This is a genomic window from Kribbella sp. NBC_01484 (assembly GCF_036227145.1).
In the GTDB taxonomy this organism is placed as follows: domain Bacteria; phylum Actinomycetota; class Actinomycetes; order Propionibacteriales; family Kribbellaceae; genus Kribbella.
The window spans coordinates 3,486,039-3,500,276 of record NZ_CP109437.1; the positions used below are offsets into that span (position 1 = coordinate 3,486,039).

16 protein-coding genes are annotated in these 14,238 nt (G+C 68.6%); 8 read left to right on the forward strand and 8 right to left on the reverse strand.

What is annotated here, in order from left to right:
• The first annotated feature begins 17 nt into the window (after positions 1-17).
• Both pdxR and OG555_RS17180 read left to right on the forward strand, forming a co-directional pair.
• On the forward strand, positions 18-1,427 hold the full coding sequence (gene pdxR, locus OG555_RS17175) for a MocR-like pyridoxine biosynthesis transcription factor PdxR (protein ID WP_329483900.1): 1,410 nt from the start codon (positions 18-20) through the stop codon (positions 1,425-1,427).
• An 82-nt stretch (positions 1,428-1,509) separates the two neighbouring features.
• Complete coding sequence (locus OG555_RS17180) at positions 1,510-2,223, forward strand: GNAT family N-acetyltransferase (RefSeq protein WP_329483901.1); 714 nt, start codon at positions 1,510-1,512, stop codon at positions 2,221-2,223.
• On the opposite strand, the gene OG555_RS17185 is transcribed toward OG555_RS17180, so the two are convergent.
• Positions 2,213-3,193, reverse strand: a complete 981-nt coding sequence (locus tag OG555_RS17185; protein WP_329483902.1) for an MBL fold metallo-hydrolase — start codon at positions 3,191-3,193, stop codon at positions 2,213-2,215. The two genes, OG555_RS17180 and OG555_RS17185, sit on opposite strands and share 11 nt — an antisense overlap.
• 122 nt (positions 3,194-3,315) lie before the next feature.
• Here OG555_RS17185 and OG555_RS17190 point away from each other — a divergent pair, with 122 nt between their 5' ends.
• Together OG555_RS17190 and OG555_RS17195 are read left to right on the forward strand one after the other, a co-directional pair.
• A complete protein-coding gene (locus tag OG555_RS17190) occupies positions 3,316-4,197 on the forward strand; it encodes a LysR family transcriptional regulator (protein WP_329483903.1) in 882 nt (293 codons plus the stop codon).
• On the forward strand, positions 4,194-5,066 hold the full coding sequence (locus OG555_RS17195; protein WP_329483904.1) for a serine hydrolase: 873 nt from the start codon (positions 4,194-4,196) through the stop codon (positions 5,064-5,066). The genes OG555_RS17190 and OG555_RS17195 overlap by 4 nt, the downstream gene beginning before the upstream one ends.
• 690 nt (positions 5,067-5,756) lie before the next feature.
• Here the strand turns inward: OG555_RS17195 and OG555_RS17200 are convergent.
• Complete coding sequence (locus tag OG555_RS17200; protein WP_329483905.1) at positions 5,757-6,149, reverse strand: RidA family protein; 393 nt, start codon at positions 6,147-6,149, stop codon at positions 5,757-5,759.
• A 100-nt stretch (positions 6,150-6,249) separates the two neighbouring features.
• On the opposite strand from OG555_RS17200, the gene OG555_RS17205 reads away from it, so the two are divergent.
• Positions 6,250-8,130, forward strand: coding sequence for a DUF6807 family protein (locus OG555_RS17205; RefSeq protein ID WP_329483906.1), 1,881 nt, complete (start codon positions 6,250-6,252; stop codon positions 8,128-8,130).
• Here the strand turns inward: OG555_RS17205 and OG555_RS17210 are convergent.
• Positions 8,120-8,893, reverse strand: coding sequence for a thiazole synthase (locus tag OG555_RS17210; RefSeq protein ID WP_329483907.1), 774 nt, complete (start codon positions 8,891-8,893; stop codon positions 8,120-8,122). The genes OG555_RS17205 and OG555_RS17210 overlap by 11 nt on opposite strands.
• A gap of 1 nt (position 8,894) precedes the next feature.
• Positions 8,895-9,101 (reverse strand): sulfur carrier protein ThiS, encoded by a 207-nt coding sequence (gene thiS / locus OG555_RS17215; RefSeq protein WP_329483908.1) that lies wholly within the window; start codon positions 9,099-9,101, stop codon positions 8,895-8,897.
• 677 nt (positions 9,102-9,778) lie between these two features.
• Between thiS and OG555_RS17220 the strand changes: the two genes are divergently transcribed.
• On the forward strand, positions 9,779-10,285 hold the full coding sequence (locus OG555_RS17220) for a hypothetical protein (RefSeq protein ID WP_329483909.1): 507 nt from the start codon (positions 9,779-9,781) through the stop codon (positions 10,283-10,285).
• Here the strand turns inward: OG555_RS17220 and OG555_RS17225 are convergent.
• Together OG555_RS17225 and OG555_RS17230 are read right to left on the reverse strand one after the other, a co-directional pair.
• The gene (locus OG555_RS17225; RefSeq protein WP_329483910.1) at positions 10,263-11,219 is read right to left on the reverse strand and encodes an ArsR/SmtB family transcription factor; all 957 of its coding nucleotides are present in this window, start codon (positions 11,217-11,219) and stop codon (positions 10,263-10,265) included. The genes OG555_RS17220 and OG555_RS17225 overlap by 23 nt on opposite strands.
• A gap of 324 nt (positions 11,220-11,543) precedes the next feature.
• Positions 11,544-11,849, reverse strand: coding sequence for a discoidin domain-containing protein (locus OG555_RS17230; RefSeq protein ID WP_329483911.1), 306 nt, complete (start codon positions 11,847-11,849; stop codon positions 11,544-11,546).
• Between the two features lie 63 nt (positions 11,850-11,912).
• On the opposite strand from OG555_RS17230, the gene OG555_RS42855 reads away from it, so the two are divergent.
• Positions 11,913-12,242: an NPCBM/NEW2 domain-containing protein gene (locus tag OG555_RS42855; protein ID WP_442914532.1), complete on the forward strand. Its 330-nt coding sequence runs from the start codon at positions 11,913-11,915 to the stop codon at positions 12,240-12,242.
• Here OG555_RS42855 and OG555_RS17235 read toward each other — a convergent pair.
• Together OG555_RS17235 and smpB are read right to left on the reverse strand one after the other, a co-directional pair.
• Positions 12,151-12,501: a VOC family protein gene (locus tag OG555_RS17235; RefSeq protein WP_329483912.1), complete on the reverse strand. Its 351-nt coding sequence runs from the start codon at positions 12,499-12,501 to the stop codon at positions 12,151-12,153. The genes OG555_RS42855 and OG555_RS17235 overlap by 92 nt on opposite strands.
• Positions 12,502-13,154: 653 nt before the next feature.
• Positions 13,155-13,634, reverse strand: a complete 480-nt coding sequence (gene smpB / locus OG555_RS17240) for an SsrA-binding protein SmpB (RefSeq protein WP_329483913.1) — start codon at positions 13,632-13,634, stop codon at positions 13,155-13,157.
• Between the two features lie 215 nt (positions 13,635-13,849).
• Between smpB and OG555_RS17245 the strand changes: the two genes are divergently transcribed.
• Positions 13,850-14,218 carry an MFS transporter gene (locus OG555_RS17245; RefSeq protein WP_329483914.1) on the forward strand — a complete coding sequence of 123 codons (369 nt, stop codon included), beginning with the start codon at positions 13,850-13,852 and terminating at the stop codon, positions 14,216-14,218.
• The last annotated feature ends 20 nt before the right edge of the window (positions 14,219-14,238 follow it).

Sequence of the window (14,238 nt, forward strand, 5' to 3'; positions counted from 1 at the left end):
CGATAAGGTCCAGTTGTGTGAGCCGAATCAGTACCAGTTCGGGGCCGGGCGAGCTGTTGGTCGAGCTCCGGCGGGACACCGGCGTGCCGCTGCACCAGCAGCTGGAGAGTGGGATCCGGACACGGATCCGGGCCGGTCTACTGCGCGCCGACACGGTGATGCCGTCGACTCGGGCGCTCGCGCAGGACCTCGGGCTGTCCCGTGGCGTCGTGGTGGAGGCGTATCAACAGCTGGTCGCCGAGGGGTACCTGGTCAGCCGGGGCGGCGGCTACACGCAGGTCGCCGACATCGCCGTGGTCGAGCCTTCCGCGGTGAAGCCGTCGCCGAGCGGTCCGCCGCGGATCGACTTCCGTTACAGCCGGCCGGACGTCTCGCAGTTCCCGCGCGCGGCGTGGCTCCGGTCGATCCGCCAGGTGCTGAACGAGACGCCGTACCGCAGCCTCGCTTACCTGGACGGTCGCGGCACCATCGAGCTGCGGACCGCGCTCGCCGACTACCTGAACCGCGTCCGCGGTACGGCGGCCCGCCCGGAGAACATGCTGATCTGCAACGGGTTCGCCCAGGGATCGCGCTTGCTCCTGCAAGTCCTGGCCGCGCAGGGTTATCGGCGGCTCGCGGTCGAGGACCCGTCGGACAACGACCTGCGTGACGTCGCGGCGGCGGCCGGTCTCGAGGCCGTCGGCGTACCGGTGCTGCAGTCGGGGATCGATGTCGACGCGCTCGAACGGTCAGGAGCTGACGTCGTACTGGTGACGGCGGCGCACCAATTCCCCACCGGTGCGGTGGCGTCGGCGGAGACCCGGGCGGCGCTGGTGGCCTGGGCGGCCCGCGGCGATCGGCTCGTCTTCGAGGACGACTACGACGCGGAGTATCGGTACGACCGGGAGCCGATCGGGGCGATGCAGGGCCTCGCGCCGGATCGGGTCGCGTACGCCGGGACCGCGAGCAAGACCCTCGCACCGGGGCTGCGGCTGGGGTGGTTGATCCTGCCGGCCCGGCTGGTCGAGCCGATGTCGCAGGCGAAACTGATGGACGATCGGGGATCGCCGGTGTTCGATCAGCTGGCGTTCGCGGACTTCGTGGCCCGGGGTGAGTTCGACCGGCATCTGCGCCGGATGCGGCCGCGCTACCGCCTGCTGCGCGACACGCTGGTCCATCGACTGGCGGCGCGGTTGCCGGAGTTCGAGCCGGTCGGGGTGTCCGCGGGGCTGCACGTGATGGCGTTGCTGCCGCCGGATCTGGCCGAGGAACCACTCCAGGCGGCTGCGCTCGAACGCGGTCTGGGGGTTTACGGACTGGCGCCGTACTGGGTGTCGGCCCCAGGGCCGGCCGGGCTGGTCTTCGGCTACGGCTCGCTCACCCCGAAGGAAGTTGTCGAGGGCATCGATCTGCTGGCGGACGTGATCGGGACACTCCGGGATGTATGAATAATTATGCAATCGGTTGCAATTTAATCCGCCTGCTTTTACTCTTGGGCGAGTGATCTCTACAGCTCGCATGAATGGTTTGATGAACCAAGGCTGGCCCGCCGCGGACAGCACCGAACTCGACGGCTGGCTGGTCCGCCGCAACGCCGGCGTGACCCTCCGAGCGAACTCGGTGCTGCCCGCGAACGCGCCGTTCGACCTCGGAAAAGCCTTGGACTACGTGGAAAACCTGTACCAGGCGCACGGCATCACGCCGTCCTTCCAGATCAGCTCGGCGGCGCAGCCCGCCGATCTCGACGCGCACCTCGAGGCGCGTGGCTACGAGATCCGGACACCGACGCTGGTGCAGTGCGCCGAGGTCGCGGACATCCTCGCCAAGCTTGCCGAGCCGACGGTCGAGGTGAATATTTCCTCGGCGCCGGACGACAGCTGGACGGACTTCTGGTGGCGGGTCGACGGACACGGCTCGCCGGACGAGCAGGCGACCGCCCGGCAGATCCTCCACCGCGGCCGGGCCCTGTACGCAACCGTCTGGTCCGGCGACCACATCACGGCGATCGGGCGGCTCGCGCTCGTCGACGACTGGTCGGGGTTGTACTGCCTCGCCGTCGACGACCACCTGCGCCGGCAGGGACTGGCCCAGGCAGTCATCCACGGCTTGTTGCAGGCGGCAACGGCCCAGGGGATCGGCCGCATCTGGCTGGCAGTGGTCGAGGCCAACGCGCCGGCCCGCGCCCTCTACGACCGCCTCGGTTTCCAGACCGTCGCCTCGTATCACTACCGGGTCAAAGCGTGATCTTCTCCAGGTGATCCAGGAGGACGAACTCCGCGCCTGCCTTCTCGACCGAGGCGCGGAGCGGGCCGAGATCGGTCCACGGAACGCCCGGCTCGTCGAGCGGCTTGTCGAAGTCGTCCCAATGGGTCGCGATGACCTTCTGCACCGGCTTGATGGTGTCGAACAGCCGGTCGGTGATGCCCGGTTCGCCGCCGGGCGCCGCGAACACGACGTCCACCTGCAGGTCGCGCAGTGCGTTCTGGTCGAAGTTCGCCGTACTGAGGCTGAGGATGCGCAGGCCACCGATCGTGATCACGTACGCCAGTGTGCCGCCCTCCACCAGGTCCTCGATCACCCGCGGGCGCGGTGGCACGGACTCCAGGTGGTAGCCCGGGTACGCGTAGGTGTGCCGCTTCCCGCCGCAGGAGTGGAGGGACGGGAACACCTCGATGGCGAAGCCGTCGAAGGGCAGGTATTCGCCGCCGCGCACCGGTGACAGCAGGTCCTCCTGGGTGCGCATCGCGCGGAGCAGGTTGACGTGGGTCTGCGTGCCCAGGACCGTCGCCTGCGTCTTCTTCGCGACGTACGGTACGTCGGCCATGTGGTCGTAATGCGCGTGGTGGACGAGGATCGCGTCGGCCGTCCCGAGGTGGCGATCGATCACCTCAGGCTTGATCACCAGCTTGGTCTTGGGGTCCGCACCCTCCGGCGTGAACGTTCCGGTCTTGAAGCGGGTGAGCCACGGATCAGTCAGTACGACGCTCTTGCCGCAGCGCAACTGCCACGCGTGGGTCCCGAACCAGGTCACCTCCACCGGGGTCCGCTGCCCTGACCCGCCCTGTGTCTCGGCCGCCTGGGTCTGCGACGTCTGGGCCGTCTGGGTCTGGCCGGCTTGTGTCTCCGCCGTGGCGGCGTCCTCGCGGGTCGCCGCGCCGATCACGCCGGCCGCGCCAACCGCCGCCGCGCCCGTCAGCATGCCTCTGCGACTCACCTTCACCGTGTCTCCTCTCGCCGTACCGGAGCTTCAGTCAAGGTGAGGCCGTTGGTGGCTGTCGAATATGCTCTTACGCATGAAGCGATTGGCTGGAGATATCAGCGCAGGTCAGCCGGGTCATGCTGACTGAGCGGCATCTGCAGATCTTCATCGCGCTGGCCGAGGAACAGCACTTCGGCGACGCGGCCCGGGTGGTCGGCATCACCCAGCCACCGTTGTCGCAAGGACTGCGCCGGCTCGAGGCGCTGGTCGGGGCCAAGCTGTTCGAGCGCGGCCAGGGCCGGGTCGAGCTGACCTCGGCCGGCGCCGCATTGCTGCCGTACGCGCGGCGGGCACTGAGCTCGATCGAGGAGCTGCATCAGGCCGCGGTCGGGCGCGATCCGGAGGGGCCGGAGATCCGGCTCGGCCTCGCGCCGGAGGTCCCGCCGTCGGCCGGCGCCGCGGTAGCGGCGGCTTGTGGTGAGGTGATCCCGGGCAGCCGGGTGACGGTGCTGTCCGCGCCGACCAGCTCGCTCGTAGCTCAGGTGTCCGCGGGCAGGCTGACGCTGGCCGCTGTACTGCATCCCGCCGTGCTCGACGGGTTGGAGGCCGGACCGGTCACGCTGCTGCCGACCTGGGCACTGGTGCCGACGTCGGCAATGGCCGATGACGGCTCGGAGCTGAAGTTGCGGCAACTGGAGCGGCTGCAGATCGCCGTCCGGCCGCGGGCCGAGGCGCCGGCGGCGCGGGATCTGTTCCTGGACACGCTCGCGTTGCACCGGCCCGACGGCGGGACCGTCGTGGTCACGGACGAACGGGCCGGACTGGCGATGGCGGCCGCGGGTCAGGTCGCGGTGGTGACGGCAGATCCGGCGCTCGCCGCTCCGGGGATCGGCCGGCACCGGCTCGTCGATGATCCGCTGCCGTTGCGGCTCCGGCTCGTCTGGTCCAGGACGCGTACGCCGTTCCTCCGCCCGGCGGACGTGATGGCGCAGCTCACGGATGCGTTGGTGGCGTCGTGAGCGCCCGGATCCGCGCGGTCTTCGAGGACGCCGGCGTTCGCGGCTGGTTGCACGCGGTCGCACTCGATGCGCCGGAGTCGACCGTCGAGGTGGATGCGGATCGCGTCGTACCGATGGCGTCTGTGTACAAGTTGCCGCTGCTCGCCGGGTTCTGCCGGTTGGTGGATCTGAGCGAGGTCGATCCGCGCGAGCGGGTGACGCTGGATCCGTCGACGCGGACCGCCGGGCCTACTGGGCTGTCGTTGTTCGCGGACCCGGTGACGGTGTCGCTGCGCGACCTGGCGGTGTCGATGATGACGGTGTCGGACAACGCGTCGGCCGATGCGTTGCTCGACGTGGTCGGGTTGCGGCGGCTGGCCGGCTTGCTGGAATCCTTCGGCCTGCAACGGACCTGGGTACGACGAGGGACCGCGGGGAACCTGCGTGACCTACAACGTCGGACGGGGCTGGACGATCCGGATGCGGCACTCGCCGTACTCGCTGACAACGACCGGACCGATCCGGCCGGGATCTACGAGGCGGCGAATGCGTCGGCGAGCACTCCGCGGGATCTGACGTCGCTGTTGCGGCGATTGTGGGCGGGGGAGTTGCTGTCACCGGAGCAGACCGCGTTCGTGCAGGCGACCATGCATCGGCAGGTGTTCGGCCACCGTTTGGCCTCTGGCTTCCCGCACGACGCGATCCGCGTCGCCGGGAAGACCGGGACGTTCGGAGCCCTCCGCCACGAGGTCGGGGTGGTCACCCTGCCCGACGGTGCCGCCTTCGCACTCGCGATCTTCACCCTGGCCGCGCGCGGCGATCTCCGCCAGCCACGCGTCGACGCCGCCATCGGCGAAGCCGCCCGCGTCGCGGTAGACCTCCTGCGCTAACCCTCCCCAACCTCGCTCCACCCGGGTCCCGTGCCCGCCCCCGACCTGGATGGTTGCCCGCTGCGATTCTGAGTGGACACGCTGGTGAAGCCGACAGCCGCGATCCGCGCGACCATCCACCTCAAGGGCTATCCGGCTCTTCTGACTGATGTGTGGGTGGGGATGGTGGTACTGCAGGTGGTGCGGTCGCGGTCCAGCGGACTTTCGACAGGATGTGTTCGCGTTCGGCTGGCCGACCTAGGCTCACGCAATCGTCCATCACCTGGTCGGTGGGGTTCGATGGGGTCTGTGTCTGGTGCGAGGAGGGTTTTAGCCCGGTGAGGGAGGAAAACCCTCCCTGGCAGAAAACCCTCCACCCGAACAGAACGGGGCGCATCCCGGGCCGGTATCTCCGTGCCCACACCCTCCAGCACCACGGACCCGTGCCCAGCCCTCTCCCACGCTCCGACCGGGTTGGGGGAGTCTGGCCTGCCGATCCAGGGGGTATCGCTCCCCCCAGACAAACCCCCGCCGACCAACAGCGGCCGACCGTCGACAGTCCGCCCCGCCCCACACCGGGTGAGGCGGGGACGGAGCGGGAACCGACCAGGAGCACCACGCAACGCCCTCCGGAGCGACCCACACATCCAACAGAAGAGCCGGTTATCCCCTGAAGTTGCTGGGCGGGAGGAAGGCGAGGACGGGAGTGGGTCAGTTGATGACGGCGTAGGCCTCGACTTCCAGGAGGGCGTCGGGGCTGAACAGGGCAACGACCTGGACGGCCGTGCCGGCGGGTGGGTTGGCGGTGTCGACGTACGCGTCGCGGGCCGCGCGGATTGCGGGCAGGTAGGCGATGTCGGTGACGAAGTAGGTCATTTTCACGACGTCGGCGAAGGTGGCGCCGGCTGCCTTCAGGCACGCGTCCAGGTTGGCGAACACCTGGCGCGCCTGCGCGGCCGGATCACCCACCCCGACGAACTTCCCGTCGGCATCCAGTGCCACCTGCCCGGCGATCGCCACCCACTGCCCCGGTCCGGTCACGACATGGCTGTAACCGTTGCCCGGGGCAACACCATCGGGCCGCGGGAACGAGAGCTTGGTCAAGAGTTCCTCCCAGAGAGTCGTCGCCTCATCTTCTCCCGGTTGGCCGGGCAAATCGCGGACGGGGTTGAGAAACCGGTTTCCGTCGGGAGAAGATACCATCGTGGGCCGGACACCGAAGGACTCGATCACGATCGCCGATGTCGCGCGGGCGGCGGAGGTGTCGCGGGCAACCGTGTCACGGGTGATGAACGGGCGCCTCTCCGTCGCGCCGGACATCGCCGAGCGGGTGCGGGCCGCCATCGACCGGCTGAACTACCGGCCCAGCGACCTGGCCCGCAGCCTGTCCCTCGGCCGGACGGACATGGTCGCGCTGGTGGTGCCGGATCTCGGCAACCCGCTGTTCCAGCAGATCCTGCGTGGCATCACCAACGCCTCGGCCGCGGCCGGCTACCGCGTGCTGGTCGCCGAGACCGATGAGGACCCCAGCGCCGAGGCGGCCATCGCCGTGGAGGCCCGGCGGCGGTGCGACGCACTGATCATGGTGTCGCCGCGGTTGCCGGAGGAGAGCCTGCTCGAACTGCTGCCGCAGGTGCAGCCCGTGATCCTGGTCAACCGGCAGGGCCCTCCGGAGGTCTCGTCAGTGGTCGTGGACTACGGCCGCGCGGTGCGGATCCTGGTGGATCACCTCGTCGGCCTGGGCCACCGGCGGCTGTCCTTCCTGTCCGGGCCGGCGGCGAGCGCGTCCAACACGGCCCGGCTGCGATCGCTCGAGGTGGCCGAGCGAGAGATTCCCGGGCTGGAGATCGTCCGGCTCGACTGCGGCTGGTCGATCGAGGACGGGTACGCCGCTGTCGAGCGCGTACTGGAATCACACGTGACAGCCGTGGTCGCCTTCAACGACCTGGTGGCCTTCGGTTTGCTTGCGCGACTCAACGAAGTCGGCGTCGCCGTACCCGCGGACCTGTCGGTGACCGGGATGGACGACATCGGCTTGGCGCGGTTCGCCGTACCGTCGCTGACGACTGTGCGGGTGCCGCAGAAGGGCCTTGGGGAGCTGGCGTGGCGGCGGATGTACGCCACGATCGCGGGATCCGATGTCGAGGTGGACGGCGTACCCGAGCTGCGGCTGGCAGTGCGGGCGAGCACAGGGCCGGTGCCGCAGGCGCCGCGCCTGCATGGGGATGCGCCGGCCGGGCGCGTGGGTTGGCAGCGGCAGGGCGACATCTTCGAGCTCAGCAGCGATTCCGGCATGCTCGCGCGGTACGAGTTCGGGCGGCGGACGCCGGAGGTCCACTCGCCGCGGCCCTATCTGCATCCGGTCCGGACGCTCGGCGGTCAACCGCTCACGGAGGTCAGCCCGGTCGACCACCGGCATCACTACGGCGTCTCGCTCGCGGTCGCCGGGGTCAACGGCACCTCCCATTGGGGCGGCCGGACCTTCGTCCGGGGCCAGGGCCCGACCCTGCTCACGAACCACGGTCAGCAACGCAGCCGCAGCGTCGCCGTCGACGACGATCACACGCTGCGCGACGAACTCACCTGGTACGACGAACAAGGCCGGCCGCAACTGGTCGAACGCCGACAACTGACGGGCTCGCTGGCCGACGGCGGCTGGCGGCTGGACTGGCAGAGCGTTCTCACTGCTCGCTACGGATCGATCCGCATCGACAGCCCTGCCACCACGGGCCGTCCGGACGCCGGGTACGGCGGCATCTTCTGGCGACTGCCGTCCGCCGAGACCACGACTGTCCTCAGCTCAGCCGGCGAAGGGACCGATGCTGCCTTCGGCTCGCTGAGTCCGTGGCTCGCCTTCGTCCAGCATCGCGCCGGCATCATCACCACGTTGCTCCTGGTCCAGCCCAGCGACGTACGCCCGTGGTTCCTTCGCTCCACGGGGTACGTCGGTGCCGGTCCAGCGCTGGCGTGGGACAGCCCGCTGACCCTCCAGCCCAACCAAGACCTCGCCCTGTCCCTCACCGCGCTACTGCTGGATCGCCCGGTCGACCTCGCCGAAGCTGCCGAACTGGCGGCTAGAACGTAGGCAGACCGGTCGTCGGCGAGGAGGCCAGGGCCGACTGCCAGCGGCGGGGGACACGGCCGGCCAGGCGGGCGGCTCGGCCGGCGGAGACGGCGTCGCGCATGGCCGCGGCCATCAGGGCAGGCTTCTCGGCGCGGGTGACCGGGGTGGCGAGCATGACGGCGGCACAGCCGAGCTCCATCGCCAGCGCGGCGTCGCTCGCCGTACCGATGCCCGCGTCGACGATCACCGGAACGTTCGCGGCCTCGGCGATGAGGGCGATGTTGTGCGGATTGCGGATGCCGAGCGCGGACCCGATCGGCGCCGCCAACGGCATCACTGCGGCACAGCCGGCCTGCTCGAGCCGGCGCGCGAGAATCGGGTCGTCGTTGGTGTAGGGCAGCACCGTGAACCCGTCGGCCACCAGGGCGTCCACGGCGTCGAGCAACTCGATCGGATCGGGCAGCAGCAGGTGGTCGTCGGCGACGACCTCGACCTTGATCAGGTCGGTCTGCAACGCCTCCCGCGCGAGCTTCGCGGTCAACACCGCCTCGGCGGCAGTGTGGCAACCGGCCGTGTTCGGCAGGACGTCGATGCCATGCTTCTTGAGTACGTCGAGCACCGAGCCCTCGTGGCCGGTCCCGAGCCGGCGCATCGCGACCGTGGTCAGTTGGGTGCCGGAGGCAATCAATGCCTCCTCCATCACTTCCAGGTTGGCCGCACCGCCCGTGCCCATGATCAGGCGCGAGGTGTACGTCCGCCCGCCGAGCTCCAGTGGATCGTCCATGTCAGCCTCCTTGCACCGCGCTGACGATCTCGACCCGATCGCCGGCTCGCAGGGCGGTGGACGCCCATTCGGCCCTGGTGAGCACGTTCTGATTGATAGCGACCGCGATCCCGGTGGTGCGGTCGGAGTACTCGGCGATCAGTTCGGCCACGGACTTCCCCGGGGCGACGTCGGTCGCCGCACCGTTGACCCAGACAGCTTCCTGCATCGCTTCCTCCCTACGCCGGAATTACCCGATTCAGGTTCAGCGGTCGGCGACGGCCCAGTCACCCTCTCAGCCCACTCCTGCAAGCTCCCGCGGCGCTTTCGACTCTAGCTCACGTCTTCCCATGATCGCCAACGCGTCTCGAAGGCATACGCCAACGCCGGAAACCGCTACCGTATGTATTGGGGGAACGTGAGCAGCGACGGGGACGATCGATCGGGCTCACGGGGGAACAAGACTTGGCCTGCTGATAGCCGCAGCTGTGGTGCTGGCAGCAGTTGTCGTGGCGCTGAGGATCGGATTCGGCGGGGCCGATCCGCCGGGTGTCGTCCCGTGACGTCCGAGCCGGCGACGACATCGGCGGCTACGTCAGGGCCGACTGCGCCGGCCACGTCACGGCCGACTGCGCCGCCCACGTCGGAGCCGACCGGGTCGTCCACGCCAGAGCCGAGTGCCTCGACGAGTCGGGAACCGACTTCGCGCGAGCGGTACGAGCAGGCCGCGCGGCGAGAGCTCGAGCAGGGTCTGGTCGCGTACAACCCGACTGCTCAGGCTCGGGTGCAAGAGGACTTCGAGGTCACGGTGCGGGTGCAGCGCGGCAACTTGACGGTGTCACCGTCGCTTAGAACGCTGCCCGGCACGGCCCCGTCATCATCGAGAATCTTCCCATCGGCACCTACATGCGGGCGGAGCTCCGGGGTTCGGGGCTCGACGTACAGCCGCTCAGCGACAAGTTCCAGCTCATCGACGGGGTGACCGGGTGGGCCTGGCGCGTGACACCGCAGACCGATGGTGTGCGGACGCTCCGTCTCACCCTGGTCGTGGAGCTGAACGACCTGCCCCTCAGCAGCCGTACCTTCGAGCGGGCGATTGCAGTCGACGCCGAAACGCAGCCGCCGTGGTACGAGTGGGCGTGGGGGTTGCTCGATGTCGCCGGCGTGGTTGTGACCGCGATTGTCATCGCCGCGATCCTGGGATCCGCCAAGCTGGCACGCGTGTGGTGGGTACGCCGGAAGGCAGAAGAGGAGGCGGCCGGCGAGGACAGCGGTACGGCGGCCGACGCTCCGGACGTCTCCGCGCCGACGGAAAGTCCACCGCCAACGGGAAGCCGACGGCCGCCGCCAACGGGAACAAGCCGAATCCGTGAGTACTCCTCTTCCCCGGTCAGTCGAGGTCCGATCCGGTGAGCAGGGCGGCGAGTTCGGTCGGCCGGTAGAGCACCTGTTTCCCGGTGCGTTGAGCCTCGACCAGCCCTGTACGACGCAGCAGTTGCAGGTGCTGGCTCACGGCCGAGGGCGTCACCTTCAGCTCGCCGGCCAGGTCGGTCGTCGTCCGCGGGTGCGTGAGCAACGCGAGGATGTGGGCTCGCGGCGTACCGATCAACTGTGCAAGGTCTTGCCGTGACGGCGGTTCGACGACGGACCACAGATTGGCCTGCCCCCGCGGCGGATACCCCAGCAGCGGCTCGGCCCCGACGTCGAACGGAATCACCGCATGCGGCCCGAACAACGTCGGCTGCAACACCAGCCCCCGCCCGTCCACCCGCTCGGTCCGACTCGGATCGCTGACCCGATCGACTTTCAGTCGCCCGTCCTGATAACTGATGGCTGGCCCGAGTCCGTTCAGCATCGCTCCGGTCCCGTGCTGCGTGAGCACATGCCCGCGGTAGCTGATGTCGGCCGACAGAATCGTGCGCATCCGATCCCAGTACGGCGCCATCGCCAACTGCCAGTACGCACGCAGCGCGTCGACAACCCTGGCGGGACCATCAGCACCGGCAAGCTCGTCGGGAACCTCCTTGTTGACCGCGACGAACTGCCGCTCGAACGTCCGCCGATCCACCGCCCCGATGATCTCGAGCTCATCCTGGATCTGCGTCAACGGCGAGGTAGGCCGCGGCGTCAGGAAATCCGGACTCCCCATCGTGTCATTGACCAGCCACCGCAACACCGACCAATCCACCTGCTCGACCACCGGCTGCACACCCCGAACCCACCCCAGCTGCAACGGAAACCGCCCCGGATCTCGCAACGCCCGCAACGACAAAACCATCTCCGCCGCGGGCGAGATCGCGAATCGCACCTCCTCCAGGTCTCGCGAGCTCAGCTGATAGGTCAGCACGCCGGTCCCCTTCGTCGATGTAGCTCGATCCTAAATCGACTCGGATGTGTCTGTGGATCTGGAACTCCCAGAGGGAGAATCCGTACTGGGTGGCTCGCTGGATGCAGTGCAGCCGGACGTACCGGGCTGTCGTCGGAGCGAAGCTACTGCCGCGCCAGGAAACGTCGAGGTCGTTACTGCACTTGCCTTCCGCCTGGGTCAATCTCAGGGGAGAACCTCGCAGCTGCACCCTTCTACCCACCGCATACCTGGGGTGAAGGGGCTAGATCAGGGGTGAACCCCGCACCTGGCCGCCGGGGCCGGCTTCGGGGTGGTCACTCCGGATTACCTCCCCACCTTGCTTGACGCGGTACTAGCTGTCTCGACCCCACCCGATCCGGCGTTGTTGGAGTAGACGTCGCGCCAGGCATTGCTGTCATCGGAGACCTGGATGGCATAGGTCCTGGCGTACGCCGCCTCCCAGTACATGGTCGCGCCCTTGACGCCCGTCGGCGTCCCCAGACCGACCTGGAGCCAGTGATCGTCGGTGTGGTCGGAGCCACACCGGGACAGGTTCCCGTCCACCGCCTGGCCGGCGATCTCGAACCCGGTCGAGGCGGTCGCGGGCTTGTTCAGCGCGAGGTTCGGCATCGACTCCGGCTCGGGATCCTGCTCGGGAGGATGGTGATACCGCTGTAGTTGCTGCGATCAATGATGTTCATAGCCGTCAGCGTGGTCGCCGGAGTGGTTGCCCCCGGCATCATCACGCGATCGAATCGTACGTCGCGATGGTCGAGGACGAGTCGAAGCCCTTCAGGACGCCGTACGTCCAACGCCTCCGCACCCCAGCCCGTCGACGTCACCGGTGCGCAGTACCTGACCCTCGCGACCCGCGACTCCAACGCCCACGACCACGACCACGCCGACTGGGCCGAGCCAGGCTGGTCTGCTCCTAGCCGTTCGCGGCGACTCCGACCTTGTGGCCGTGGACGTCGGCGAAGACGCCGAAGCTGGTGCCCGGCACCTGCTGGGTCGGCTGGATGATCTTGCCACCGAGCTCTTCGGCCTTCTGCAGGGTCGCGGTCACGTCGTCGACCGCGACGAAGAACAGAACTTCGTCCTCGGCGCCTTGCCGTGGGCCGATCGCCACATAAGGGCCGGCTTCGCTGCCGGTGTCGATGAACGTGTAGCCGGGGAAGCCGCCTTCGGACGCGACCTTCCAGCCGAAGAGGTCCGCGAAGAACTTGCGCGTGACGTCAGGGTCCTCGGACCGGATCTCGGTGTGAACAACTGGATGGGACATCAGATCTCCTCAGGTTCTGGGTCTCTTCGTGACCCGTGGTGCTTACCTGACGATCACCGCACCTCAGAATCGACAGCCCTTGTGGGGTAAAGGATCGGCTGAACCACTGCCCGGATCGCACCATGTCGCAGACGGTGCTCAGCCGTCGCTGTTCGTACTCACAGCAGGGTGGACGCACCCCGGCTGTAGGCCAGTCTCGTCGCGAGAGCCGGCGACGAGTTCGCCAGGGTCTGGCGAGAACGAGTCGGCGACGGTTCCCCCAGGGGTGGCGAGAACGAGTCGGCGTGAGCTGAGCGCCGACCGATCGATGCCAGCCTCCCCGGAGGGCGGTCGTCGAGCGCCGGGTCGTTCATCCTCCAGCGCCTCACCCGCCCCGACTGCCTCTCCGGGGCCGATATGGAGATCATCAGCTGGCTGGACGACCATGATAGTTACGCCCTGAGCTCACAGCGCATGCTGGATCACCGGGGCGATCATACCGTTGCCCGCGGCAACTACCATGCGGACGTGGACGCTGTTGCGGAGGTCGAGCGCGGCCACCGTCCCCCGTGGGAGAGCCGCAGGGCGCTCACCCGCTTGCCGAGCTGTCTCGGGGAGCCGGTCACCAGGGCCGCTTGCGTGCGTCGTTCATGGGCAGCCCTGCGTACCGCTGATTAGTCCGGGCGACCCTTCAGCCGGCGGCTGACCGCACGCTCGGCCTCCCGGCTGGCCTCGCGCTCGGCGAGCGTGTGCCGCTTGTCCCAGGTCTTCTTGCCGCGGGCCAGGGCGATCTCCACCTTCGCGCGACCGTCCTTGAAGTAGAGGGACACCGGGATGATCGTCAGCCCGCTCTCATTGACCTTGCGCTCGATCTTGTTGATCTGGGCACGATGCAGCAGCAGCTTCCGCTTGCGGCGTGAACCGTCGTTGAACCAGCGGGCCTGCGAGTACTGCGGGATATGCACGCCGTACAACCAGATCTCCCGGTTTTCGACAGTGGCGAAGCCGCCGACCAGAGACGCCCGCCCGGCACGCAGCGCCTTCACCTCCAAGCCCTGCAGCACGATCCCCGCCTCCCAGGACTCGCCGAGATGGTAGTCGTGGGCAGCCTTGCGGTTGCGCGCGACCACGGGATCGGTCTCGGGTTTCTTCACACGGCAATTCTGCCCCCACAGCCCGACAACCCGACGGCCCGGCCTGCGAGGCGACGGACGCCGAGCTGGCTGTACTGGCCGAGGACGCCGAGGTTGCTGCCGGTTCCAGATAACCAACTTATCCGGGAGGTGGTGTCGGATCGGGGCGGTGGTGCTCGTTGCAGGGGTGAGGCTGCCCACGAGGGGCCGGCCCCGAAGAGCAGGGAACCGCGATCATGAAACTGACGACCACGACGACCCGTCCGACGTCCTCCCGGTTGATGTGGGCGATCCTGGCGCTGGTGCTGCTTGCCGACGCCCTGGACGTGATCGACTCGACCGTCACAAACATCGCCGCGCCCACCATCGCCGAGGAGCTGCATGGCGGCCAGGGCCTGATCAAATGGTTGGGCACGGCGTACATGCTCGCCATGGGCGTGCTGCTCGTAGTGGGCGGCCGGCTGGGCGACAAGTACGGGCAGCGGAGGCTTTTCCTGATCGGGATGGCCGGCTTCACGGTCGCCTCGGCGGTGGCGGGTCTGTCCCCCGACCCGGCGTTGCTGGTGGTGGCCAGGGTGGCGCAGGAGCCTTCGGCGCTCTGCTGATCCCGCAGGGCATGGCGATC